Origin of the sequence: Amycolatopsis sp. NPDC058278, assembly GCF_042881395.1 — a bacterium.
GTDB lineage: Bacteria > Actinomycetota > Actinomycetes > Mycobacteriales > Pseudonocardiaceae > Amycolatopsis.
This window is the reverse complement of sequence record NZ_JBHVXZ010000014.1, coordinates 1-21,667: the sequence shown is the minus strand read 5'-3', so window position 1 is coordinate 21,667 and position 21,667 is coordinate 1. Positions and strand designations below refer to the sequence as shown.

Here is a 21,667-nt window from a genome sequence, read left to right as displayed (position 1 = left end):
CCGCCCGACCGTGATCAGCGCCGTGCACCCCGCGGGCCAACCCTCAGCTGGCCTGCTGCCGCCGAGCGTTGTCCGGCACCTCGAGCACCTCCAGCGGCACCAGCGGCACCAGCTGAGGCCGCTTCGGCGACAGCCCGTCACCCATCGACTCGCCGCGCAGTTGCCGGCGGATCCAGGGCAGCAGGTGCACCTTCGTCCACGTCAGGTCCGACCGCCGGGAATCGATCCAGCGGCTCGGGGTCTCCTCCAGCGGCCACGGCTCTCGCCAGTCCGCCTCCACCGGGATGCCCAGGACCTCCGCCGCCTTCATGGCGATCCGGCGGTGGGCTTCGGGAGAAAAGTGCAGGCGGTCGTCGCTCCAGGCGCGGCGGTCCTGCAGGGGGGCCATGGTCCAGAGGTCGACCATGCGGGCTCCGTGGCGCTCCGCGATCGCCCACAGGTTCGTGTTGTAGATCGCCACCTTGCCGCGCAGCACCGACATCACCGACAGGACCTTCGTGTCCGGGCCGTTGAACATCAGCACCGGGATGCCCGCCTCGCGCAGCTTCGCGACGCCCTCCTCCAGGCGCTGGGTGACCGCGTCGACGTCCGCGCCCGGGACGATGATGTCGTTGCCGCCGGCACAGAGCGTGACCAGGTCGGGCTTCAGCTCCAGGGCGATCGGGAGCTGCTCGTCCAGGATCTCGTCGAGCATCTTGCCCCGCAGGGCCAGGTTGGCGTAGCGGAAGTCGCTCCGGCCGGCCGCCAGGACCTCCGCGAGCCGGTCGGCCCACCCCCGGAAGGAGCCGTCCGGCAGGCCGTCGTGGAGCCCCTCGGTGAAGCTGTCACCGAGGGCTACGTAGCTGTCGAATCCGTACACGTGGGTCCCCTTCCCATCCCTGCGACCGACACCCCGACATGTAGTTGTACACCTCAACTAACCATCGGCCGCAAACCCGCTCCACCCCCGGGCCGTTCAGCCTGCGGTAACAGTGTCTTCTCTCGTCGGCCTTTTGCGCCTCTCTATTACGCAGTCTTCACCTTCGGTATGCCGGGAAACCGCACACTCGGAGGTAAAGCGGACCCCCGATGTGGCGAAAATCTCCCTGCCCGGGGCGTTCCGGACGCGATCCGGCAGGCTGGACACGTGTCCGGAGAACCCCGTGAATCGCTCGCGCAGATCCTCGGTGGCCGCCGGGGCGCGCTCGACGCCAGCATCCCGCCCGTCGGCTTCGTCGCCGGCTGGCTCGCGGCCGGCCAGTCCGTCGCCTGGGGTGCCGGCGCCGCCGTCGTGGTCGCCGTCGCGGTCGGGGTCTTCCGGATCGCCGGCGGCGGCAAGGTCCGCGCGCTCGTCGTCAGCCTGGCCGCCGTCGTCGCGGCCGCGCTGATCGCCCTGCACACCGGCCGCGCCCAGGACTTCTTCCTGCTGCAGCTGATGTCCAATGTGGCCAGCGCGCTGCTGTGGGCGGCCAGCATCGTCGTGCGCTGGCCGCTGCTCGGCGTGGTCGTCGGCCTGCTGCTGGGCCAGAAGACGCGCTGGCGCCGCGACGCCGTGCTGCTCAAGGCCTACTCGCGGGCCAGTTGGGTGTGGGTGCTCCAGTACACGCTGCGCGTGGTCGTCTACGGCCTGCTGTGGTCGGCCGGCCAGGTGCTCGCGCTCGGCGTGGCCCGCACGGTGCTGTCGTGGCCGCTCGTCGCGCTGACCGTCGCGGTCAGTGGCTGGGTGCTCTACCGGGCGTTGCCGCCGGAGCATCCCGGCCTGCGCCTGGCGCCGGAAACCCGCTCGGACGACGTACCCGGGGCATAAGGCGGCCCCCGGCGAGGGGGGAGGGTCCGGGGGCCACTGCCTACGGTACCCGGACTACCCGGGTTCAGTCGACGGTTTCGCGTCTTTGCGCCGCGTTTTGCTCAATATCGTTCCGGCCGGGGCCGCGGCGCACCCTCCCCGAAGGCGTCCACGGCGGCCAGCCACGCCGCCCCGAGCACCCCATCGGAGCTGGTCAGCACCTCGAGACCGGCCAACCGGCGGCGGACGAGCTCGCCGACCGGGCTGGCTCCGGTGAGCACCGAGCCGACGAGCACGACCGGAGTCGACTCGCCGGGCTCGCGCGCCGCGAGGGCGTTCTCGGCCAGGAACCCGGCCGCGCGGGCGACGATCTCCCGGGCCGCGGGCTCACCCGCGTCGTGCGCCGCGCTCACCAACGGGGCGAACCGGGCGAGCCGGACGGGCGCCTCCGCGTTGGCCGCCGTGATCAGCGCCCGGGACGCGGCCAGCCGTGCGGCGTCGTCACGGACGTCCAAACCGGACAGTCCCAGCGCGGCGGTGAGCACCGCCGAGGGCAGCCCGTCGAGCGGGCGCCCGTGCCCGAGTGCCTCCAAAGTGGAGCGGACGGCTTCACGGCCGAGCCAGAACGCCGACCCCTCGTCGCCGAGCAGCCAGCCGTAACCGCCGGTCGTGCCCGCGAGCCGCCGCTTCCGGATCCGGCCCACGATCGAACCGGTGCCGGCGACGACGACCGTCCCGTCCGGTGCCGGCGTCGCCGACGCGTATGCCACTTCGGCGTCGGCGACCGTCCGGACCGCACACGTGAGACCGATTCGCGTCCACGCCGCGTCGAAGACCGCCGCCACACCCTGGTCGCTCAGCTTGCTGACCCCGGCCATGCCGACGACGCACGCCCGCACCGCCCCGGGGTCGTGGGCGCCGAGCGCCGCGGTGATCGCGCCGGCGATCCGGCCCGCGGCGACCTCGGGCGCGTGCGCGTTCGGGTTGGCCCCTTCACCGCGCCCGGTGCCCAGCACCGCGCCGGTGGCGTCGACCAGGGCCGCCCTGGTCGACGTGCCGCCGGCGTCGACGCCCACCGCGAAGCTCACCGGGTCTTGGTCACCTTCAGCAGGCCGCGCGGGCTGTCCGGGTCGCCGCCGCGGGCCAGCGACAGGCCGAGCGCGATCCGCTGGATCGGCAGGATCTCCAGGATCGGCGCCAGCTCCTCGACCGTCGGGGCGACGTCGATGCGCAGCGCCGCGGGCACCTCGGCGGCGGCCGAACCGACCGCGAGGACGTCCGCACCGCGCTTGCTGACGGCCTCGAGGACCTCGTGCATCGCCCGGCCGCCGTGCCCGGCGCTGGTCACCGCGAGCACGGCGGTTTCGCCGTCGACCGCCGCGACCGGGCCGTGCAGCAGGTCCGCGCCGCTGTACGCGCGGGCGGCGAGGTAGCTGGTCTCGGCGAGCTTGAGCGAACCCTCGAGCGCGCTCGCGTAGGAGTAGCCGCGGCCGGTGGTGAGGACCCGGTCGACGAAGCGGTACCGGTCGACCGCGCGCTGCACACCCTCCTCGGCGCCGTCGAGGGTCTGCTGCGCCAGCTCGCCGATCTTCTCGGCGTCGGCCGCCTTGCCGCCGCGCACCGCGTCGATCAGCAGGTACAGCGCCATCAGCGTCGCGGAGTACGTCTTGGTGGCCGCGACGGCCTTCTCGAGGCCCGCACCGATGTCGACGCCGAGCTCGGACGCCGCCCGCAGCGGCGAGTCCGGGGTGTTGGTGACGGAGACCGTCAGCGCGCCCTGGCGGCGCGCCGTTTCGGTGACCTCGATCAGGTCGGGCGAGCCGCCGCTCTGGCTGACCGTGACGAACAGCACGTCCCGGAGATCGGGCCGCGCGCCGTACAGCGTCGCCGTCGAGGGGGAAACCAGACCGGCCGGGAGGCCGAGCAGTACCTCGATCAGGTACTTCGCGTACAACGCTGCGTGGTCGCTCGATCCACGCGCGGCGAGCAACGCGAACCGCGGCGGGCGTTGTGAGATCTTTTCCGCCACTTCGGCGATTTCCGCCTGACGCCGCACCAGTCCCGCCAAGACGTCCGGCTGCTGGGCGATCTCCGCGGCCATGTGCGCGCCGGGCCGTTGTTCGGTCATCATTTTCCTCTCCACCTCCGGCATTATGTACCGGACTCAGGCGGCGTCGGTCAGGTCTAGACCAATGTTATAGGGGCGGCGCGTTTGGGGAAAAGGGTACGTTTCTTACGGGGACGTGGCGTGCGATGAGGGAAGACATAGGGAGCCGGGCATGTTGGAGACCACCACCACGGGCGAGGCGGGCGCCGTCGCCGGGATGCGCGGGCAGCGCGAGCCCAAGTACTGGGCGCTGAAACAGCACCTGCTCGACCTCCTGGACGTGCTGCCGCCGGGGTCGCCGATCCCGACCGAACGCGCGCTCGCCGGGGAGTTCACGGTCTCCCGCACCACCGTGCGCCAGGCGCTCGCCGACCTCACCGCCGAGGGCCGCCTGCACCGTGTGCAGGGCAAAGGCACCTTCGCGGCCGAGCCGAAGCTCGCCCAGCGGCTGCAGCTGTCCTCTTACACCGAGGACATGCGCAAGCAGGGCCTGAAGCCGTCGTCGAAGCTGCTGGAAGTCGAAGAAATGCCGGTCGAGGGCGACCTCGCGAAGCTGCTCGGAATCCGGACCGGCGCGAAAATCCTCCGCCTTCGACGACTTCGACTGGCGGACTCCCAGCCGATGGCGCTGGAGACGACGCACCTTCCCCTCGGCCGTTTCCGCGGGCTGCGCAAGCACGTCTCGGCCGGCGGTTCGTTGTACGCCGTTCTACGCGAGCACTACGGCGTCGAACTCGAACGCGCGGAAGAAACGATCGAGACGTCGCTGGCGGGACCGCAGGAAGCGGAGATGCTCGGCGCGGACGTCGGCATGCCGGTGCTGATGCTGACCCGCCACTCGTTCGCCACGGACGGCAAGCCGGTCGAGTTCGCCCGCTCGGTCTACCGCGGCGACCGCTACAAGTTCGTGACGACGCTGCTGCCGTAAGGGGCGCGGTTGACGGCAGTCCCCGGTCACGGTGAAGTTGACCGGGTGACTGCCACCGAAGACACCGGGATCCGATGGGGGACCGGCGCGGCGCGCGGTGTCCTCGCCACCACGATCCTCGGCTCCGGCATGGCGATGCTCGACGGCACGATCGTCAACGTCGCCCTGCCCCGCATCGGCGCCGAGCTGAACGCCTCCGTCGCGGGGCTCCAGTGGATCCTCGACGGCTACCTGCTGGCGCTCGCCGCGCTGATCCTCGTCGCCGGCTCGCTCGGCGACCGGTACGGCCGGCGCCGCATGTACCTCGTCGGTGTCGTCTGGTTCGGCGTCGCGTCCGGGCTGTGCGCCGCGGCGACGTCCACCGAGATGCTCGTCGCGATGCGGATCCTGCAGGGCGTCGGCGGCGCCCTCCTGACGCCGGGGTCGCTCGCGATCCTCCAGGCGTCCTTCGCGCACGACGCCCGTGCCCGCGCGATCGGCGCCTGGTCCGGCCTCGGCGGTATCGCGGCCGCCGCCGGGCCGCTGCTCGGCGGCTTCCTCGTGCAGGTCTGGTCGTGGCGGCTGGCGTTCCTGATCAACGTGCCGATCGCGGTCGCGGTGGTGCTCATGGCGCGGAAGTTCGTCCCCGAATCCCGTGACCCGGACGCCACCGGGCACCCGGACTTCGGCGCCGCCGCTCTCGGTGCTGTCGGCCTCGCCGGGATCACCGGCGCGCTGGTGGAGGCGCCCGCCCGCGGCGTCGGCGACCCGCTCGTGCTGGTCGCGGGCCTGCTGGGGATCGCGGGGCTGGCCGCGTTCGTGGCCGTCCAGCACCGCTCGGCGGAGCCGCTCGTGCCGCCGTCGCTGTTCCGCGACCGCACGTTCACGCTCTCGAACGCGCTGACCTTCGTCGTCTACGCCGCCCTCGGCGGCGTGATGATGCTGCTGGTCATGCAGCTGCAGGTCTCGCTCGGCTACTCGCCGACCGCGTCCGGACTGGCCGGGTTGCCGCTGACGGTGATCATGCTGCTGCTCTCGGGTCGCTCCGGCGCGCTCGCGCAGCGCATCGGCCCGCGGACGCAGCTGGTCGTCGGCCCGATCGTCGTCGGCATCGGGATGCTGCTGATGCTGCGCATCGCGCCCGGCGCGTCCTACTTCGGCGCGGTGCTGCCCGCGGTGGTGGTGTTCGGGCTCGGCCTGGCGACGGTCGTGGCTCCGGTGACCGCGACGGTGCTCGCCGCGGCCCCGGACCGCTACGCCGGTGTCGCGTCCGGCGTCAACAACGCCATCGCCCGCTCGGGCGGCCTGCTGGCGGTGGCGGTGCTGCCGGCGGCGGCCGGGCTGACCGGCGAGGCGTACACCGACCCGGTCGCGCTGACGGCGGGCTGGCGGACGGCGCTGGTCATCTGCGCGGCACTGGCCATCGCCGGCGGCCTGATCGCGCTGGGCATCCACAACGGCGTCCTCGCGCCCCCGGCCGAGGCCAAACCCGACGACGAGTGCCCCCACCTCGGCGAGTGCTACCACTGCGGCGTCGAGGGCCCGCCGACGCACATCCGCGGCGGCGGGACCCCGGTCGCCGGCTCCTGACCCGCGGCCGGGATCAGCCCGCGAGGATCTCGGCGAACAGCGCCGGGTCGGCGTTGCCGCCCGAGACCAGCGCGACCGTCTTGCCGGCCGGCAGCTCTTCGGCGTGGAACAGGTACGCCGCCGTCGTCACCGCGCCGCTCGGCTCGGCCACCAGCCGGGCCTTGCGGGCGAGGACGCGGACGGCCTCGCGGATCTCGTCCTCGGTGACCGTGACCATCCGGTCGACGACCTCGCGCAAATGGGCGAAGGTCAGTTCCGACGGTTGCGAGCGCAGGCCGTCGGCGATCGTGCGGGCGCGGTCGGCCTGCGGCCACCGGACCAGTTCGCCCCGCTGGAGGCTGTCGGCGACGTCCGCGGCCAGCGCCGGCTCGACCCCGATCACCTTCGCCTGCGGGCAGCGGGCCTTGATCGCGGTGCCGACCCCCGCCGCCAGCCCGCCGCCGCTGATCGGGACGAGCACGACCTCGACGTCCGGGAGATCCTCGGCGATCTCCAGCCCCGCCGTGCCCTGCCCGGCGATGATGGCCGCGTGGTCGAACGGCGGGACGAGGGTCAGCCCGCGTTCGACGGCCAGTTCACGCGCTTTCCCCTCGTGCTCGCCGATCGGGACCTCGATGACCTCGGCGCCGTACGAACGGGTGGCCTCGACCTTGATCCGCGGCGCGACGTCCGGCACGACGATCACCGCGGGCACGCCGTACCGCTGCGCCGCGTACGCGACTGCCTGCGCGTGGTTGCCGCTGGAGTACGCGATGACCCCGCGGGCGCGGGCCGCGTCGTCGAGGGCGGCGATGGCGTTGAACGCGCCGCGCACCTTGAACGCGCCGACCGGTTGCAGGCTTTCGGGTTTGAGCCACAGGGTCTTGCGGGGATCCCAGGTCTGGAGCAGCAGGGGTGTGCGTACGGCGACATCTTCGACGCGCTTCGCGGCGGCCTCGATGTCAGAGATCGTCACCAGTTCCATGTGCCGAGTATGTCAAGAAAACGTTCGAATTGGAGTGTCTAATATGGACAGACGGAGTGGTCCTCCTCACGCTGCGGCAACGAGGGGAGTGCCTCACGCGCCTTAGACGTTGGACAGGGGAGAACACGGACTACCTAGATCGGGATCATGAGCAAGGAGAACGTAGCGGCTTCGGAAGAGAAGGAAGAGAAGTCGGGCCTGCGGATCGCGCAGGTCCTGGCGGCGGCGCTGGCGGCGGTGACCGCGGCGCTGCTCGGCTCGACACTCGGCGTGGCGGGCACGGTGGCCGGCGCCGGCGTGGCGAGCGTGGTGTCGACGGTCGGCAGCGAGCTGTACCTGCGCTCGCTGCAGCGCACCCGTGAGGCGGCGCTCAGGGCGCGCCAGCTGGCGACGTCGGGCATCCGGCGGCGCGGGCCGGCCGAGGGGCCGCCGGACGTGCCGATCACCGACCAGCCGACGGTCCAGCTGAAACCGCCGGAGGAAGAGCCGTCACGGCTGTCGGCGCGGCTGCGGAAACTGCGCTGGCCGCTGATCATCGGCACGAGCGTGGCGGCGTTCGCGGTGGCGATCCTGTCGATCGTCGGCTTCGAGTCGGCGACGGGCACCCAGATCGGTGGCGGCACGGGCCCGAGCATCGGCAAGATCTTCACCGGCGGCTCCGGTCACGAGGACAAGACCCCGGCGACGACACCGGCACCCAGCACGGACGACACGCAGGTGGCGCCGACGGACACGTCCACGACCCCGACGGGCACCTCGACCCCGCCGACGACGTCGTCGCAGACCCCGACGACCACCCCGAGCACGACGGCCGACCAGCCGTCGACCTCGGCGCCGGCGACGTCGGCAACCCCGCCGACCAGCAAGGGCGCCGCGACGACGCCGACCCCGTGACTCAGGGGAGGCGGGCGCGCAGTTCGCGCGCCGCGGCCTCGGGGTCCTCGGCCTCGGTGATCGCCCGGACCACCACGATCCGGGACGCTCCCGCGTCGAGGACCTCGCCGAGCCGCGGCCCGTCGATGCCGCCGATCGCGAACCACGGCCGGTCGGGGGCCCAGGCCGCCGTCGCGCGCACCAGGTCCAGGCCCGGCGCCGGGCGGCCCGGCTTCGTCGGCGTCGGCCAGCACGGGCCCGTGCAGAAGTAATCCACCCCGGGCTCCGCGGCCGCCGCGAGGGCCTGGTCGAGCGCGTGCGTCGAGCGGCCGATCACCACCTCGTCGCCCAGGATCCGGCGGGCCAGCGGCACCGGGATGTCGTCCTGGCCCAGGTGCAGCACGTCGGCCCCCACGGCCAGCGCCACGTCGGCCCGGTCGTTCACCGACAGCAACGCTCCGTGGCGGGCACACGCCTCCGCCAGCACCTCCAGCGCCGCGATCTCGCCGGCGGCCTCCAGGGCGCCGGTCTTGTCGCGCAGCTGGACGATGTCGACGCCGCCCGCGAGGGCCGCGTCGGCGAAGGCGGCCAGGTCGCCGCGGTCCGTGCGGGCATCCGTGCAGAGGTACAGGCGCGCCGCGTCGAGGCGGGCGCGGATCTTGTCACCGGAGAGGGCGGGCATAGCGGCGACCGTACCGTGCACGTTGATAATCCGACCAAAAGTAGGCCGGCCGTCGAGCGCTACGTGCCATTGCCGCGAAAGCCATCCGGCCGTGACTGCGGTTGGATTATCAACCAACGGCACAGTAGGGTGGGGTTGTCCGCACGGGAGCCCGAGGAACGGGCTGAGAGGGAGCTGCCGCTCCGACCGTGGAACCTGATCCGGGTCATGCCGGCGCAGGGAGCGTGATTCCATGACGAACCTGGCAGTGGTGGGCGGCGGCGTGATCGGCCTGTCCGCCGCGTGGCGCGCCGCCGCGAAAGGCCACCAAGTCACCCTCTACGACCCCGAACCCGTCCGCGGTGGGGCGTCCTGGCTGGCCGGCGGCATGCTCGCCCCGGTCACCGAGGCGTGGCCGGGCGAGGAGGACGTCCTCCGCCTCGGCGAAGAGTCGCTCAGACGGTGGCCGGATTTCGCGCGTGACCTCGGCAAAGAGGGCGCCGACCCGGGGCTGGCCGGGCACGGGACGCTCGTCGTCGCCTTCGACCGCGCCGACGCCGGCTACCTGGACATCCTGGCCGGCCACCTGCACTCGCTCGGCCGCGCGGCCGAGAGGCTCACCGGGCGGGAGGTCAAGCGGCTCGAACCCGGTGCCGGGTCCGTCCGAAGTGGACTCCACGTGCCCGGTGACCTGGCCGTGGACAACCGGAAACTGCTCGAGGCGCTGTACGCGGCCTGCGTCAACCACCAGGTCCGGTTCGTCCGCGAGCGCGTCGAAGAACTCCCGGACACCGAAGCCGTCGTGCTCGCCGCGGGTGCCTGGACCGGGCGGCTGCACCCGGCGCTCGCCGACGCCGTCCGCCCGCTCAAGGGCGAAATCCTCCGGCTCAGGCCCCGTCGCGGCTGCTTGCCGCCGCCCACGCACACCGTCCGCGCCGTCGTCGAAGGGCGCCCGATCTACCTCGTCCCGCGCGGCGACCAGGAGCTGGTCCTCGGCGCCACCCAGTACGAGGCCGGCTTCGACCAGGCCGTCACCGCTCGCGGCGTGCGCGAGCTGCTCGAAGGCGCCGAACGCGTCTTCCCCGCGATCACCGAGTACGAGCTGACCGAGACCGCCGCCGGCCTGCGGGCCGGCAGCCGGGACGCGCTGCCGTACCTCGGCGTCCTGGACGGCAGTGTTTTTGCCGCGACCGGGCACCACCGCAACGGCCTGCTGATGGCCCCGGTGACCGCGGACGCCGTGGTCGCCTGGCTCGAGGGGGAGAAGCCGCCCGAAGGCACCGAAGCGGCATCCCCCGCCCGCCTGCACCAGAAGGAGCACGTGTGATGGAGATCAAGCTCAACGGCGCGTGGACGGCGTTCCCGGACGACGCGACCGTCGCCGACGTCCTCGACGCTTCGGGCGGCCAGCGACCCGGCATCGCCGTCGCGGTCGACGGCGTCGTCGTCCGCCGCGCCGACTGGGCGGCCACCGCCGTGCCCAAGGGGGCGGTCCTCGACGTGCTCACCGCGGTACAGGGAGGCTGACATGGACGAAGCACCGCTGGTCATCGGCACCTGCAAGCTGACGTCCCGGCTGATCATCGGCACCGGCGGCGCGGCCAACCTCGCCGTGCTGGAACGCGCGCTGGTCGCGTCCGGCACCGAGCTGACCACCGTCGCCATGCGCCGCGCCGACGCCGAAGGCGGCTCCGGCGTCCTCGAGCTCCTCAACAGGCTCGGCATCGAACTGCTGCCGAACACGGCGGGCTGCCGGACGGCCGCCGAAGCCGTGCTCACCGCGCAGCTCGCGCGGGAGGCGCTGGAGACCGACCTGATCAAGCTCGAGGTGCACGCCGACGACCGGACGCTGCTGCCGGACCCGTTCGAGACGCTCGACGCCGCCGAACGGCTGGCCGCCGACGGGTTCACCGTGTTCGCCTACACGAACGACGACCCGGTGCTCGCGCTGCGCCTGGAGGAAGCCGGCTGCGCCGCGGTGATGCCGCTGGGCGCGCCGATCGGCACCGGTCTCGGCATCCGCAATCCGCACAACATCGAGCTGATCGTTTCGCGGGCGGGCGTTCCGGTGATCCTGGACGCCGGAATCGGCACGGCCTCGGACGCGACGCTGGCGATGGAGCTCGGCTGCGACGCGGTCCTGCTGTCCACCGCGGTCACCCGGGCGACCGATCCCGAGCGGATGGCCGCGGCGATGCGCGCGGGTGTCGTGGCCGGGCGGCTGGCCCGCGAGGCCGGGCGCGTGCCGCAGCGCTTCTGGGCGCAGGCGTCGAGCCCACCCCGGTGAACTGCTGCTTTCGGGGGCTCCGGGTGGCGGAGCCCCCGGCCCGGGGCGAAGCCCCGGTATGACGCCGTGGTGGCTTAACGCGGAGCGTCACTGCGAGCCCGTAAGGTGGACGGCACTTTCCGGCGCACCCGCGGCGGGGCGAAGGTAGAAGGAGCCAGCCGTGACGAGCACATCGGTCCAGGACGTCTCGGGCAGGTTGTACCTCGCGGTGGGCAGGCTGTCCCGGTCACTGCGGCAAGCGGGTGTCCCGGGGCCGGGCCACGGCGCCCTCTCGGCGCTGGCGACGCTGGTGCACGCGGGCCAGCTGCGGCTCGGCGACCTCGCGGCCAAGGAGGGCGTGGCCGCGGCGACGATGTCGCGGATCATCGCGTCCCTGGTCGAGGCGGGGTACGTCAGCCGCGAGTCCGACCCGGTCGACCGCCGGGCCTGGCTGGCGAAGGCGACCGAAGAGGGCGAGCGGCTCGTGTCCGGCGTCCGGTCGACGCGGGTGCAGGAGCTGAACCGCCGCCTCGACCGGCTCTCGCCCGAGCACCGCGAGGCCCTGACGGCGGCGATCCCGGCGCTCGAGGCCCTGATCGCGGACGACTAGGACGCGCCTCGGTGTGGCGCGCCGGCTGAGCGGGTACACCCGCAGCACGCTGGTCGACCGTCGACCGGAACACCTGGGGAGGTAGGCGTGGTGGATTCGACGCTGGCCGCGATTTGGTTTCCCGATGGCCCCATGGGCGGCGTGCTCGTGGTGATCGCTCTCGTGGCCGTGATCGGGGGGACCATCATGAGCCGTCGGGCCCGGAAGAAGCGCTGATCGCGGACCACTAAGCGGCTTTCTGCCGCAGCTCAGCCAGTTCCGCGCGCAGGGCGCGGAGCTCGTCGAGGATCTCCTGGTTGGCCGCGGCCTGCGTTTCGGCCTGCTTCGCCTCTTCCTCGCGGATGTCCTGGCGCAGCTCGTCTTCCATGCCGCTGACCACGACGGCGATGAAGAGGTTCAGCACCGCGAAGCTGGACACCAGGATGTAGACGACGAAGAAGACCCAGGCCATCGGCGCCTGTTCCATGATGGTCTTCGCGATGTCCGGCCACGCCTCGCCGGTCATCACCTGGAACAGGGTGAACAGGGACGTGCCGAGGTCGCCGAAGTCACCGGGGTCGATGGTGCCGAACAGCTTCGTCGCCATCACCCCCGCCACGAAGATGATCAGCGCGAGCAGTGCCGCGATCGACGCCATCCCGGGGATCGCGGCGAGCAGGCCGGAGACGACCTTCCGCATCGACGGCACGACGGAGATCAGCCGCAGGACGCGCAACACGCGCAACGACCGCAGCACCGCGAACGGCCCGGTCGCCGGGATCACCGCGATGCCGACCACCAGCAGGTCGAAGACGTTCCAGTTGTCGCGGAAGAAGCTGCCGCGGTAGGCGTAGAACTTTCGGGTGGTCGGGTACGGGCTGGTCTGGCTGGCCGACGTCCTGCGCGCGCTCGGGCACCAGTCGATCGGCTGAACCTTCAGCGCTCCTCGGGCGCCAGCCGCCAGAAGGCCGAAACCGGGCCGACCTTGGCGCCCATCGGGTAGGCGTGCTCGACCGCGTGCGAGACGAACCACTTGCCGTAGCGCGCGGCCTCGACCACGGACATCCCCTTGGCCAGGCCCGCGGTGAGCGCCGACGCCATTGTGTCGCCCGCGCCGTGCGTGTGCGGGGTCGGGTACCGCTGCCCCGGCAGCTCCACGAACGTCGAGCCGTCGAACAGCAGGTCCACGCATTCCGGGTCGGCCTGCAGGTGCCCGCTCTTGACCAGGACGTACCGGGGGCCCATCCGGTGCAGCACGACGGCCGCGGTGTGCATGCCCTCGCGGTCCTTCACAGCCATTCCGGTGAGCAGCCGGACCTCGTCGAGGTTCGGGGTCAGCACCGTCGCGCGCGGCAGCAGCTCGTCGCGCAGCGCCACCAGCCCGGCTTCGTCGAACAGCGGGTGGCCGTGCATCGACGCCGCGACCGGGTCCACGACGAACGGGATCTTCGCGTCGCGCCCGATTTCGGCGTTGTTGCACGCCGCCGCGACGGCGTGGATGATCTCCGCCGAGGCCAGCATGCCGGTCTTGGCCGCCCCCACGCCCATGTCCGCCGCCACGGCCTCGATCTGCCCGGCCACGATGTGCGGCGGCAGGTCGGCGCGGTCGTGCACGCCCAGGGTGTTCTGCACGGTGACGGCGGTGACCGCGACCAGGCCGTGCACGCCACAGGTCAGGAACGTGCGCAGGTCCGCTTGCAGCCCGGCGGCGCCGCCGGAGTCCGACCCCGCGATGGTGAGCGCGGAGGGAGGGCTCGTGGTCATGGTGGTTTCCCGACTTCTGGTCTAGGCCAACCGGCCGCACTTTCTTCATCAACAGTCAACCACGGTGGCACATTGTGGGGGCTACTCACCAGTTCACGGGCGAAGGAGCCTGGATGAAGCTCTTCTCGGTGGTCCTCCTCACGGCCGCTCTCACGCTCTCCGGAGCGACCGCCGCCAGTGCGGACAGTCCCAAGCTCTCCCACGTCACCACCGTCGGCGTGCACAACACCTACGACCCGGCGGCCTACGACTACCTCGCCCGGGCCCTCGACGCCGGGTCGTCGCTGATCGAGCTCGACGTCTGGCCGGACTTCTTCACCCACGAATGGAAGGTCAGCCACTCGAACCCGCTGGGGAACCAGAACAACTGCGTCGCCGCGACTTCGGCGTCGCAGCTGTACTCCGGCGGGAAGAACAAGAACCTGGAGTACTGCCTCGACGACATCCGGATCTGGCTGGCCGCGCACCCCGGGCACACGCCGATCACGCTCAAGCTCGAGATGAAGACCGGCTTCTCGGACAACACCGGCCTGGGCCCGGACGAGCTGGACGCCACGTTCCGGGCGCACCTCGGCAGCGTCGCGTTCCGCCCGGCCGAGCTGCTCGGTGGTTACGCGACGCTCGACGACGCGGCCAAGGCGGACAACTGGCCGTCCGTGGACGCGTTGCGGGGCCGGGTGATCACCGAGATCATCCCGGGCACGGTCGAGGAGGGGAACCCGACCGACACGCTGAAGACCGACGTCGAGTACGCGCGCTACCTGGCCGGCCTGAAGAACGCGGGCAAGCTCGGCGACGCGAACATCTTCCCGACCGTGCACGGCGCGGCCGGCGGTGACCCGCGGGACAAGTACACCGCCGACCTCAAGCCGTGGTTCGTGGTCTTCGACGGGGACGCGAACGCGTGGGTGACCCAGACCGGGCCGTGGTGGTACGACGCCAACCACTACTACGTCGTGATGACCGACGCGCAGAACGTCGCGCCGGCCATCGACGGCCACAACCCGACGGTCGACCAGGCCAACCAGCGCGTCGCCGACTTGGCGAAGCAGCACGCGTCGGTGGTCACCGCGGACTGGACCGGGCTCACGACGGTGCTGCCGCAGGTGCTCGCGCGCGGTTAGACCGTCAGCACGAGCTTGCCGGAGACCCGGCCCGATTCGTCCAGCTCGTGCGCCTTGGCGGCGTCCTCCAGCGGGAAGGTCTGCTCGACGCGGACCTTCAGCTGACCGGCTTCGATCAGTTCGACGAGGCCGGTCAGCCCGCCGCGGTCGGGTTCGACGAGAATCCGCTTCGTGGTGACGCCGCGTTCGGCGGCCGCCGCCTCGACCCGGTCGGCGACCCCGCTGGGCACGCCGATCAGCAGGCCACCCTCCTTGATGGCGGGCAGCCAGCGCAGGTCGCTGTCCTCGCCGACCAGTCCGAAGCAGACGTCCACATCGGACGTGGTGGCCGCGGTGTCGTGGTAGTCGATCGGCTCGTCGACGCCCAGCTCGCGCAGGAAGCCGTGCTTCTTCGCGCTGGCCGTGCCGATGACGTGCGCGCCACGGGCCTTGGCGATCTGCACGGCGAGGTGGCCGACCCCGCCCGCGGCGGCGTCGACGAACACCCGCTGGCCTGGCCGGACGTCGGCGACGTCGACCAGTCCCTGCCACGCGGTCAGCCCGGCCAGCGGCAGGGCGGCGGCCTCGGCGAAGGACAGCCCGGCCGGCTTGCGCACGAAGTGCCGCGAGGGCGCGGCGACGTACTCGGCGTAGGCGCCGGCCGGACGCGGGAACCACGGCATGCCGAGGACTTCGTCGCCCTCCTGGACGCCGATCGCGCCGAAGCCGGCCTCCTCGACGACACCGGCGACGTCCCAGCCGACGGTGAACGGCGGCTCGCCGAGGAACCCGCCACCGCGCCGCACCTTCCAGTCGACCGGGTTGACCGCGGCCGCGTGTACTCGCACCAGGATCTCCGTCGGCCCGGGTTCGGGGCGCGGTGCCTCGGTGACGCGGAGCACCTCCGGCCCGCCCGCCGACGGTGGAGTACGCGCTGACGGAGATTGGCTCCGAGGTGGGCGCGCACCTGATCGCGTTGAGCACGTGGAGCCAGGCGAGCTTCGCCCGCATCCGTTCGGCCCGCGAGGAGTACGACGGCCGCGAACTCCAGCCGGTCCGCTGACCCGTGATTCGCGTGAGTACAGCCGTGATTCGCGTGACTGAGGCCGTAACTCGCGAGTTCCGGCTCCAATCACGCGAGTTCCGGCTTGGATCACGCGAGTTACGGGTTCAGCACCCAGAACGGCGAGACCGGCCCCACGCCGGCGCCCAGCGGATAGGCCTCCGCCACGCACCGCTCGATGAACTTCTTCCCCGCCGCCACGGCGTCCGGTACCGAAGCGCCCTTCGCGAGCGACGCCGTGATCGCCGACGCCAGGGTGTCGCCGCCGCCGTGGGTGTTCTCCGTCTCGTAGCGCGGCCCGCTGAGGGAGATGAACTCCCGGCCGTCCGAGAGCAGGTCCACGCAGTCCGCGGTGCCCGTCATGTGGCCACCCTTGACCAGGACCCACTGCGAGCCGAACTCCAGCAGGGCTTCGGCGGCCGAACGCTGCGAAGCCGGGTCCACGACCGAAACGCCCGTCAGCAGCCGGACCTCGTCGAGGTTCGGCGTGATCAGCGTCGCGCGCGGGAACAACTCCGTGCGGATCGCCTCCAGGGCGTCCTCTCGCAGCAGCGGGTCACCCGTCATCGAGGCCGCGACCGGGTCGACCACGAACGGCCCGACCTCGACCTCGTCCAGGGTCTTCGCCACCGAGCGGATGATCTCGGCCGTCGCCAGCATGCCCGTCTTCGCGGCGTCGACACCCATGTCCGACGCCACCGCCTTGATCTGCGCGGTGACGACGTCGGCCGGGATCTCCGTGAAACCCTGCACGCCCAGCGAGTTCTGCACGGTGACCGCCGTCAGCGCGACGAGCCCGTGTACCCCGTGCGCGAAGAAGGTCCGCAGGTCGGCCTGGATGCCCGCACCACCGCCGGAGTCCGATCCGGCGATGGTGAGGGCGGTCCTCGGTGTCACGGCTGCACCACCGGCAGGTACACCTGGCCGCCGGACTCGGTGAACTCCGCCGACTTCGAAGCCATGCCGGCCTCGATGGCCTCCACAGTGGACAGCCCGTGCTCTTCGGCGTACTTGCGGACGTCCTGCGTGATCCGCATCGAGCAGAACTTCGGGCCGCACATCGAGCAGAAGTGCGCGGTCTTGGCCGGCTCGGCGGGCAGCGTTTCGTCGTGGAACGAGCGTGCGGTGTCCGGGTCCAGCGACAGGTTGAACTGGTCGTTCCAGCGGAACTCGAAGCGCGCCTTCGACAGCTCGTCGTCCCACTCCTGCGCGTACTTGTGCCCCTTGGCCAGGTCCGCGGCGTGCGCGGCGATCTTGTACGTGATCACGCCCGTTTTGACGTCGTCGCGGTTGGGCAGGCCCAGGTGCTCCTTCGGCGTCACGTAACACAGCATCGCCGTGCCGTACCAGCCGATCTGCGCCGCGCCGATGGCCGACGTGATGTGGTCGTACGCCGGGGCGATGTCCGTCGCGAGCGGGCCGAGGGTGTAGAACGGCGCTTCACCGCACAGCTTTTCCTCGAGCTCCACGTTCTCCTTGATCTTGTGCATCGGCACGTGACCGGGGCCTTCGATCATCACCTGGACGTCGTGCGAACGCGCGATGTGCGTCAGCTCGCCGAGGGTTTCCAGCTCGGCGAACTGGGCGCGGTCGTTGGCGTCGGCGATCGAGCCCGGACGCAGGCCGTCGCCCAGGGAGAACGTGACGTCGTACTGCCGGAGGATCTCGCAGAGTTCCTCGAAGTGCGTGTACAAAAAGGACTCTTGGTGGTGCGCGAGGCACCAGGCGGCCATGATCGACCCGCCGCGGCTGACGATCCCGGTGACGCGCCGCGCGGTCAGCGGGATGTAGCGCAGCAGCACGCCGGCGTGCACGGTGACGTAGTCGACACCCTGCTCGCACTGCTCGATGATGGTGTCGCGGTACACCTCCCACGACAGCTTTTCCGGTTCCCCGTCGACCTTTTCGAGGGCCTGGTAGATCGGCACGGTGCCGACGGGGACCGGCGAATTGCGGATGATCCACTCCCGCGTCTCGTGGATCCGCTTGCCGGTGGACAGGTCCATGATCGTGTCGGCGCCCCAGCGGGTGGCCCACACCATCTTGTCGACCTCTTCCTCGACCGAGGACCACACGGCCGAGTTGCCCATGTTGGCGTTGATCTTCACCAGGAAGTTCTTGCCGATGATCATCGGCTCGGTCTCGGGGTGCTTGCGGTTGGCCGGGATCACCGCGCGGCCGCGAGCGACCTCGTCGCGCACGAATTCGGGCGAAACCCGTTCGCGCGCGGCGATGTACTCCATCTCGCGGGTGATGACGCCCTGTTTGGCCCAGCCGAGCTGGGTGTTGTGCTCACGCCCGTCGGCCCACCCGGCGCGCAGCCGGTGCAGTCCTTTGTGGACGTCGATCTCGACGTCCGGATCGGTGTACGGGCCTGAAGTGTCGTAAACGTCGAACTGCTCACCATTGGAGAGATCGATCCGCCGGACGGGGACGCGGAGCCCGGATTCGGTCTGCTGGTAGGCCTTGTGCGAGCCCGTGATCGGCCCGGTGGTCACCTTTACGGCAGCATTGTTCTCTAGCGTCGTCAACGACTTTCACTCCCTACGCCGGCATTACCCGGTCAGGTTCATGCGGTCGGTGACGCCTGCGAAAACGCAAGTCACCCTCTCAGCCCGCCATGGCGCGAGCTCCCGCGTTGCTGTTGTGCCCCCGACCATGCCACGCCGGAGCGCGATACTCAAGTCAGGTCACCTCACCCGACCAGTTCGGCCGGGGTGGCGTAGACGTCGACCATGGCGCCGTTGCGCAGCACGGTGATCGGCAGTGCGGTGCCGATCACTTCCGCGAACAGCTGCCGCTGGATGCCTTGGGCGTCCGAGACGCGGGTGCGTCCGACGGTCAGCACGAGGTCGCCGGAGCGCAGGCCCGCCCGCTCGGCCGGGCCGCCGGACACGACTTCGCGCACCCGCAGCCCGGCGCGCTGCCCGGTGCGCTCGGCGATGTCGTCCGGCAGTGGCGCGGGCACGCCGACGACGCCGAGGTACGCGCGCCGCACCCGGCCCTCGACGACGAGCGTGTCGATGATCCGCCGCGTCGTCGGGTTGATCGGCACGGCGAGCCCGAGCCCGACCCCGGCGACGGCGGTGTTGATGCCGACGACCCGGCCGGCGGAGTCGGCGAGCGCGCCGCCGGAGTTGCCGGGGTTGAGGGCGGCGTCGGTCTGGATGACGTCCTCGATCACGCGGGTGGTGCGCCCCTGCCGGACCGGCAGCGCCCGCCCGAGCGCGCTGACGACCCCGGCGGTGACGGTCCCGGAGAACCCGAGCGGATTCCCGACCGCGACGACGAGCTGCCCGACGACGAGCCGGTCGGCGTCGCCGAGCACGGCGGCCGCCGGTGTCTCGCCCCGCGCCCGCAGCACGGCGAGGTCGGACAGCGGATCGGCGCCGACGACGTCGAAGGGCACTTCGCTGCCGTCGGCGAAGGTGACGGCTCCCCGCCGGTGGTCGCTGACGACGTGGGCGTTGGTGAGCAGGTGGCCGTCGTCGGCGAAGACGACGGCCGAGCCGCTGCCCCGCGCGAGCTGCACCCCGGCGACGTGCGGGGTGACGGTCTCGGCGACCGTGCTGACCGCGCGCGAATAAGCGTCCATCGCGTCGTCCATGCGCACCTCGATTACAGCGTTGCAGGTACTACAAGTTTGCGCCCGGTTCGGCGGGAAGTCCGTTCGCTGCTGGTGAACCGGGCCGGCGGACCAGTGACGGTCAGTGGTTCACCGGATCGGACCATGCGCCGGTGAAGGATCGGCGGCAGACTCCCAAGTCGCTCTGTAACGGTGCAGAAGCGATCTTCTGTGGGGTTGATATGCGCAAACTCATCTTCGGCGCCGTCGCCGGGCTGCTGGTCACCGGTCTGATCCCGGCGACCGCGGCGGCGCAAGGGGAGGCTCCCGGTGCGCCCGGGGCCCATCCCAGCTGGCTACCGGCGAACAAAACCGGTTTCGGGACCGCGCACGACCGGTCCAGCAACGTCTGGTTCACCCTCCAGGGCGGGCAGCTGTCCGAGGTCTACTACCCGGACCTGTCCACGCCCAGCATCCGCTCGATGGACTTCGTCGTCACGGACGGCCGCAGCTTCGCCGTCACCGATTACTCGGCGAAGTCGCAGCAGGTCCGGCGGACCGACGACGACAGTCTGGCTTACGAGCAGACCGTCACCGACGACCAGCACCGCTGGCGCCTCCGCAAGACCTACGTCACCGACCCGGGCGCCACGACCGTGCTGGTGGACGTCGACTTCCAGTCGCTCACCGGGCGGCCCTACCAGCTCTACGCGGTCGCCGACCCGGACCTCACCAACGACGGCTCCGACGACTCGGCCGCCCGCGCACGTGACGCCGTCACCGCGCAGGACGCCTCGAACGCCGCCGCGCTCACCGCGAAGCCCGCGTTCACCGCGACCAGCGTCGGCTACGCGGGCGCGTCCGACGGGAACACCCAGCTCGCCAAGACGTTCAAGCTCGGCCAATACGACACCGCGGCCAAGGGCAACGTCGTGCTGACGGGCCGGACGAGCGCCGACGGCGTCCGCGACCGGCACGTCACCGTCGCCCTCGGCATGGGTGCGAAGGCCGGCGACGCGCTCAAGAGCGCGCAGGCGTCGCAGCGGCGCGGCTTCCGCGACATCGCGCGCGCCTACGACCGCGGCTGGCAGCAGTACCTGCGCGGGGTCGCCAAGCCGCCGTCGTCGCTGAAGACCGGTGCCGAGCGCGACCTCTACCAGGCGTCGATGCTGACGCTCGCCGCCAGCGAGGACAAGCACCACCCCGGTGCCTTCATCGCGTCGCCGAGCATGCCGTGGCGGTTCGGGAACAACGACCCGGAGTGGTCGCCGTCGGGCACCTACCACCTGGTCTGGCCGCGTGACCTCTACCAGATCGCGACCGGGCTGGCCGCGGGCGGCGACACGGCCGCCGCCAACCGCGCGGTGTCCTACATGTTCGGCACGCAGCAGCAGGCCGACGGGCACATGCCGCAGAACAGCCGCGTGGACGGCGTCCCGTACTGGACGTCGATCCAGCTCGACGAGACCGCGTTCCCGATCGTGCTGGCCCAGCAGCTGGGTCGCAACGACCTGTGGCCCGGCGTCCGCAAGGCCGCCGATTTCATCCTCGGCTACCGGGGCCCGGACGGGCAGGCGTCGCCGTACACCCAGCAGGAGCGGTGGGAGGAGCAGGACGGCTGGTCCCCGTCGACCATCGCCTCGGTGATCGCCGGGCTCGTCTGCGCCGCGGACATCGCTTCGCACAACGGTGCGGCCTCCGACGCCGCGCGCTACCTCGCCGCGGCCGACAAGATGAAGGCCGACCTGCCCAAGCAGACGATCACCACGAACGGGCCGCTGTCGAAGGACCCGTACTTCGTCCGGCTCACGAAGGACGCGAACGCGAACGCCGGAACGACGTACAACCTCGGCAACTCGAGCGTGACGATGGACCAGCGCGCGGTCACCGACGCGGGCTTCCTCGACCTGGTCCGGCTCGGCGTCTACCGCGCGGACGACCCGGTGATCCGCAACAGCATCCGGGTGACCGACAGGGACATCGCCTTCACCACACCGACCGGCCAGTTCTGGCACCGCTACACGAAGGACGGCTACGGCGAGCAGGCCGACGGCTCGCCGTGGGACTACACCTTCCCGGCGGAGAGCCGCACGACGTTCGGCCGGCTCTGGCCGCTGCTCGCCGGCGAACGCGGCGAGTACGAACTGGCGCTCGGCGACCCGTCGTCGGCCGCGCGGCGGCTGCGTGACCTCGGCCGGGTGAGCAGCTCGGCGGAGACCATGCCGGAGCAGGTGTGGGACGAGAACCCGCCGTCCGGGCAGACCGGCTTCCCGGCCGGCACGCCCACGACGTCGGCGACCCCGCTGGCCTGGACGCACGCCCAGTACGTCCGGCTCGCCTGGGACGTCAAGGCGGGCTCGGTCCTGGAGACGCCTCGAGTGGTCCGCTGCCACTTCCTCGGCTGCTGAAAACGGCGAAGGGCCCCTCGAGCGCGAGGGGCCCTTCGTGGT

Annotated in this window: 22 protein-coding genes and 2 riboswitches; of the genes, 11 read left to right on the top strand and 11 right to left on the bottom strand. The window is 71.6% G+C overall.

Features of this window, described 5'->3' with window-relative positions:
• Positions 1 to 43 precede the first annotated feature (43 nt).
• Positions 44 to 859 (bottom strand): SGNH/GDSL hydrolase family protein, encoded by an 816-nt coding sequence (locus ACFVYA_RS09630; protein ID WP_387044100.1) that lies wholly within the window; start codon positions 857 to 859, stop codon positions 44 to 46.
• A gap of 267 nt (positions 860 to 1,126) precedes the next feature.
• On the opposite strand from ACFVYA_RS09630, the gene ACFVYA_RS09625 reads away from it, so the two are divergent.
• Positions 1,127 to 1,786, top strand: coding sequence for a DUF3159 domain-containing protein (locus ACFVYA_RS09625; RefSeq protein WP_285986819.1), 660 nt, complete (start codon positions 1,127 to 1,129; stop codon positions 1,784 to 1,786).
• A 101-nt stretch (positions 1,787 to 1,887) separates the two neighbouring features.
• Here the strand turns inward: ACFVYA_RS09625 and ACFVYA_RS09620 are convergent, their stop codons facing one another.
• Both ACFVYA_RS09620 and ACFVYA_RS09615 read right to left on the bottom strand, forming a co-directional pair.
• Entirely contained in the window at positions 1,888 to 2,853 is a 966-nt protein-coding gene (locus ACFVYA_RS09620; RefSeq protein ID WP_387044098.1) for an N-acetylglucosamine kinase, read from the bottom strand.
• Positions 2,850 to 3,896: an SIS domain-containing protein gene (locus ACFVYA_RS09615; protein ID WP_387044096.1), complete on the bottom strand. Its 1,047-nt coding sequence runs from the start codon at positions 3,894 to 3,896 to the stop codon at positions 2,850 to 2,852. Before ACFVYA_RS09615 ends, ACFVYA_RS09620 begins: the two co-directional genes overlap by 4 nt.
• A gap of 148 nt (positions 3,897 to 4,044) precedes the next feature.
• Here ACFVYA_RS09615 and ACFVYA_RS09610 point away from each other — a divergent pair, with 148 nt between their 5' ends.
• Both ACFVYA_RS09610 and ACFVYA_RS09605 read left to right on the top strand, forming a co-directional pair.
• Positions 4,045 to 4,800: a GntR family transcriptional regulator gene (locus tag ACFVYA_RS09610; RefSeq protein WP_086846871.1), complete on the top strand. Its 756-nt coding sequence runs from the start codon at positions 4,045 to 4,047 to the stop codon at positions 4,798 to 4,800.
• Between the two features lie 45 nt (positions 4,801 to 4,845).
• Positions 4,846 to 6,369: an MFS transporter gene (locus tag ACFVYA_RS09605; protein WP_387044094.1), complete on the top strand. Its 1,524-nt coding sequence runs from the start codon at positions 4,846 to 4,848 to the stop codon at positions 6,367 to 6,369.
• Between the two features lie 13 nt (positions 6,370 to 6,382).
• On the opposite strand, the gene ACFVYA_RS09600 is transcribed toward ACFVYA_RS09605, so the two are convergent.
• Positions 6,383 to 7,333: a threonine/serine dehydratase gene (locus tag ACFVYA_RS09600; protein WP_285986815.1), complete on the bottom strand. Its 951-nt coding sequence runs from the start codon at positions 7,331 to 7,333 to the stop codon at positions 6,383 to 6,385.
• A 147-nt stretch (positions 7,334 to 7,480) separates the two neighbouring features.
• Between ACFVYA_RS09600 and ACFVYA_RS09595 the strand changes: the two genes are divergently transcribed.
• On the top strand, positions 7,481 to 8,227 hold the full coding sequence (locus ACFVYA_RS09595; protein WP_387044092.1) for a hypothetical protein: 747 nt from the start codon (positions 7,481 to 7,483) through the stop codon (positions 8,225 to 8,227).
• A 1-nt stretch (position 8,228) separates the two neighbouring features.
• On the opposite strand, the gene thiE is transcribed toward ACFVYA_RS09595, so the two are convergent.
• Entirely contained in the window at positions 8,229 to 8,888 is a 660-nt protein-coding gene (gene thiE / locus ACFVYA_RS09590) for a thiamine phosphate synthase (protein ID WP_387044090.1), read from the bottom strand.
• Between the two features lie 133 nt (positions 8,889 to 9,021).
• Positions 9,022 to 9,127: riboswitch (TPP riboswitch) on the top strand.
• On the opposite strand from thiE, the gene thiO reads away from it, so the two are divergent.
• From thiO to ACFVYA_RS09565, 5 genes are all read left to right on the top strand, one after another.
• Positions 9,121 to 10,194, top strand: a complete 1,074-nt coding sequence (gene thiO, locus ACFVYA_RS09585; RefSeq protein WP_387044088.1) for a glycine oxidase ThiO — start codon at positions 9,121 to 9,123, stop codon at positions 10,192 to 10,194. Its footprint overlaps the riboswitch before it by 7 nt.
• A complete protein-coding gene (gene thiS, locus ACFVYA_RS09580) occupies positions 10,194 to 10,394 on the top strand; it encodes a sulfur carrier protein ThiS (protein ID WP_387044086.1) in 201 nt (66 codons plus the stop codon). The genes thiO and thiS overlap by 1 nt, the downstream gene beginning before the upstream one ends.
• A 1-nt stretch (position 10,395) precedes the next feature.
• A complete protein-coding gene (locus ACFVYA_RS09575) occupies positions 10,396 to 11,154 on the top strand; it encodes a thiazole synthase (protein ID WP_387044084.1) in 759 nt (252 codons plus the stop codon).
• Positions 11,155 to 11,314: 160 nt separating this feature from the next.
• On the top strand, positions 11,315 to 11,743 hold the full coding sequence (locus ACFVYA_RS09570; protein WP_103336361.1) for a MarR family winged helix-turn-helix transcriptional regulator: 429 nt from the start codon (positions 11,315 to 11,317) through the stop codon (positions 11,741 to 11,743).
• Between the two features lie 90 nt (positions 11,744 to 11,833).
• Positions 11,834 to 11,959, top strand: a complete 126-nt coding sequence (locus ACFVYA_RS09565; protein WP_387044081.1) for a hypothetical protein — start codon at positions 11,834 to 11,836, stop codon at positions 11,957 to 11,959.
• Positions 11,960 to 11,969: 10 nt separating this feature from the next.
• On the opposite strand, the gene ACFVYA_RS09560 is transcribed toward ACFVYA_RS09565, so the two are convergent.
• Together ACFVYA_RS09560 and thiD (ACFVYA_RS09555) are read right to left on the bottom strand one after the other, a co-directional pair.
• On the bottom strand, positions 11,970 to 12,755 hold the full coding sequence (locus tag ACFVYA_RS09560; RefSeq protein WP_387044079.1) for an ion transporter: 786 nt from the start codon (positions 12,753 to 12,755) through the stop codon (positions 11,970 to 11,972).
• Positions 12,659 to 13,486 (bottom strand): bifunctional hydroxymethylpyrimidine kinase/phosphomethylpyrimidine kinase, encoded by an 828-nt coding sequence (gene thiD / locus ACFVYA_RS09555; RefSeq protein WP_387044077.1) that lies wholly within the window; start codon positions 13,484 to 13,486, stop codon positions 12,659 to 12,661. Before thiD (ACFVYA_RS09555) ends, ACFVYA_RS09560 begins: the two co-directional genes overlap by 97 nt.
• Positions 13,487 to 13,599: 113 nt before the next feature.
• Between thiD (ACFVYA_RS09555) and ACFVYA_RS09550 the strand changes: the two genes are divergently transcribed.
• Positions 13,600 to 14,610 carry a phosphatidylinositol-specific phospholipase C domain-containing protein gene (locus ACFVYA_RS09550; RefSeq protein WP_285986806.1) on the top strand — a complete coding sequence of 337 codons (1,011 nt, stop codon included), beginning with the start codon at positions 13,600 to 13,602 and terminating at the stop codon, positions 14,608 to 14,610.
• On the opposite strand, the gene ACFVYA_RS09545 is transcribed toward ACFVYA_RS09550, so the two are convergent.
• The 4 genes from ACFVYA_RS09545 to ACFVYA_RS09530 all read right to left on the bottom strand — a co-directional run bounded on the left by ACFVYA_RS09545 (position 14,607) and on the right by ACFVYA_RS09530 (position 19,259).
• On the bottom strand, positions 14,607 to 15,491 hold the full coding sequence (locus tag ACFVYA_RS09545; RefSeq protein WP_387044075.1) for an NADP-dependent oxidoreductase: 885 nt from the start codon (positions 15,489 to 15,491) through the stop codon (positions 14,607 to 14,609). The two genes, ACFVYA_RS09550 and ACFVYA_RS09545, sit on opposite strands and share 4 nt — an antisense overlap.
• A 260-nt stretch (positions 15,492 to 15,751) precedes the next feature.
• Positions 15,752 to 16,549: a bifunctional hydroxymethylpyrimidine kinase/phosphomethylpyrimidine kinase gene (thiD, locus tag ACFVYA_RS09540; RefSeq protein ID WP_387044073.1), complete on the bottom strand. Its 798-nt coding sequence runs from the start codon at positions 16,547 to 16,549 to the stop codon at positions 15,752 to 15,754.
• Positions 16,546 to 18,183 (bottom strand): phosphomethylpyrimidine synthase ThiC, encoded by a 1,638-nt coding sequence (gene thiC, locus ACFVYA_RS09535; RefSeq protein WP_387044072.1) that lies wholly within the window; start codon positions 18,181 to 18,183, stop codon positions 16,546 to 16,548. The genes thiD (ACFVYA_RS09540) and thiC overlap by 4 nt, the downstream gene beginning before the upstream one ends.
• A riboswitch (TPP riboswitch) is annotated at positions 18,177 to 18,299 on the bottom strand. It overlaps the preceding gene by 7 nt.
• Positions 18,300 to 18,347: 48 nt before the next feature.
• Positions 18,348 to 19,259 (bottom strand): S1C family serine protease, encoded by a 912-nt coding sequence (locus ACFVYA_RS09530; RefSeq protein ID WP_387044070.1) that lies wholly within the window; start codon positions 19,257 to 19,259, stop codon positions 18,348 to 18,350.
• 200 nt (positions 19,260 to 19,459) lie between these two features.
• Here ACFVYA_RS09530 and ACFVYA_RS09525 point away from each other — a divergent pair, with 200 nt between their 5' ends.
• Positions 19,460 to 21,625 carry a glycoside hydrolase family 15 protein gene (locus ACFVYA_RS09525; protein WP_387044068.1) on the top strand — a complete coding sequence of 722 codons (2,166 nt, stop codon included), beginning with the start codon at positions 19,460 to 19,462 and terminating at the stop codon, positions 21,623 to 21,625.
• The last annotated feature ends 42 nt before the right edge of the window (positions 21,626 to 21,667 follow it).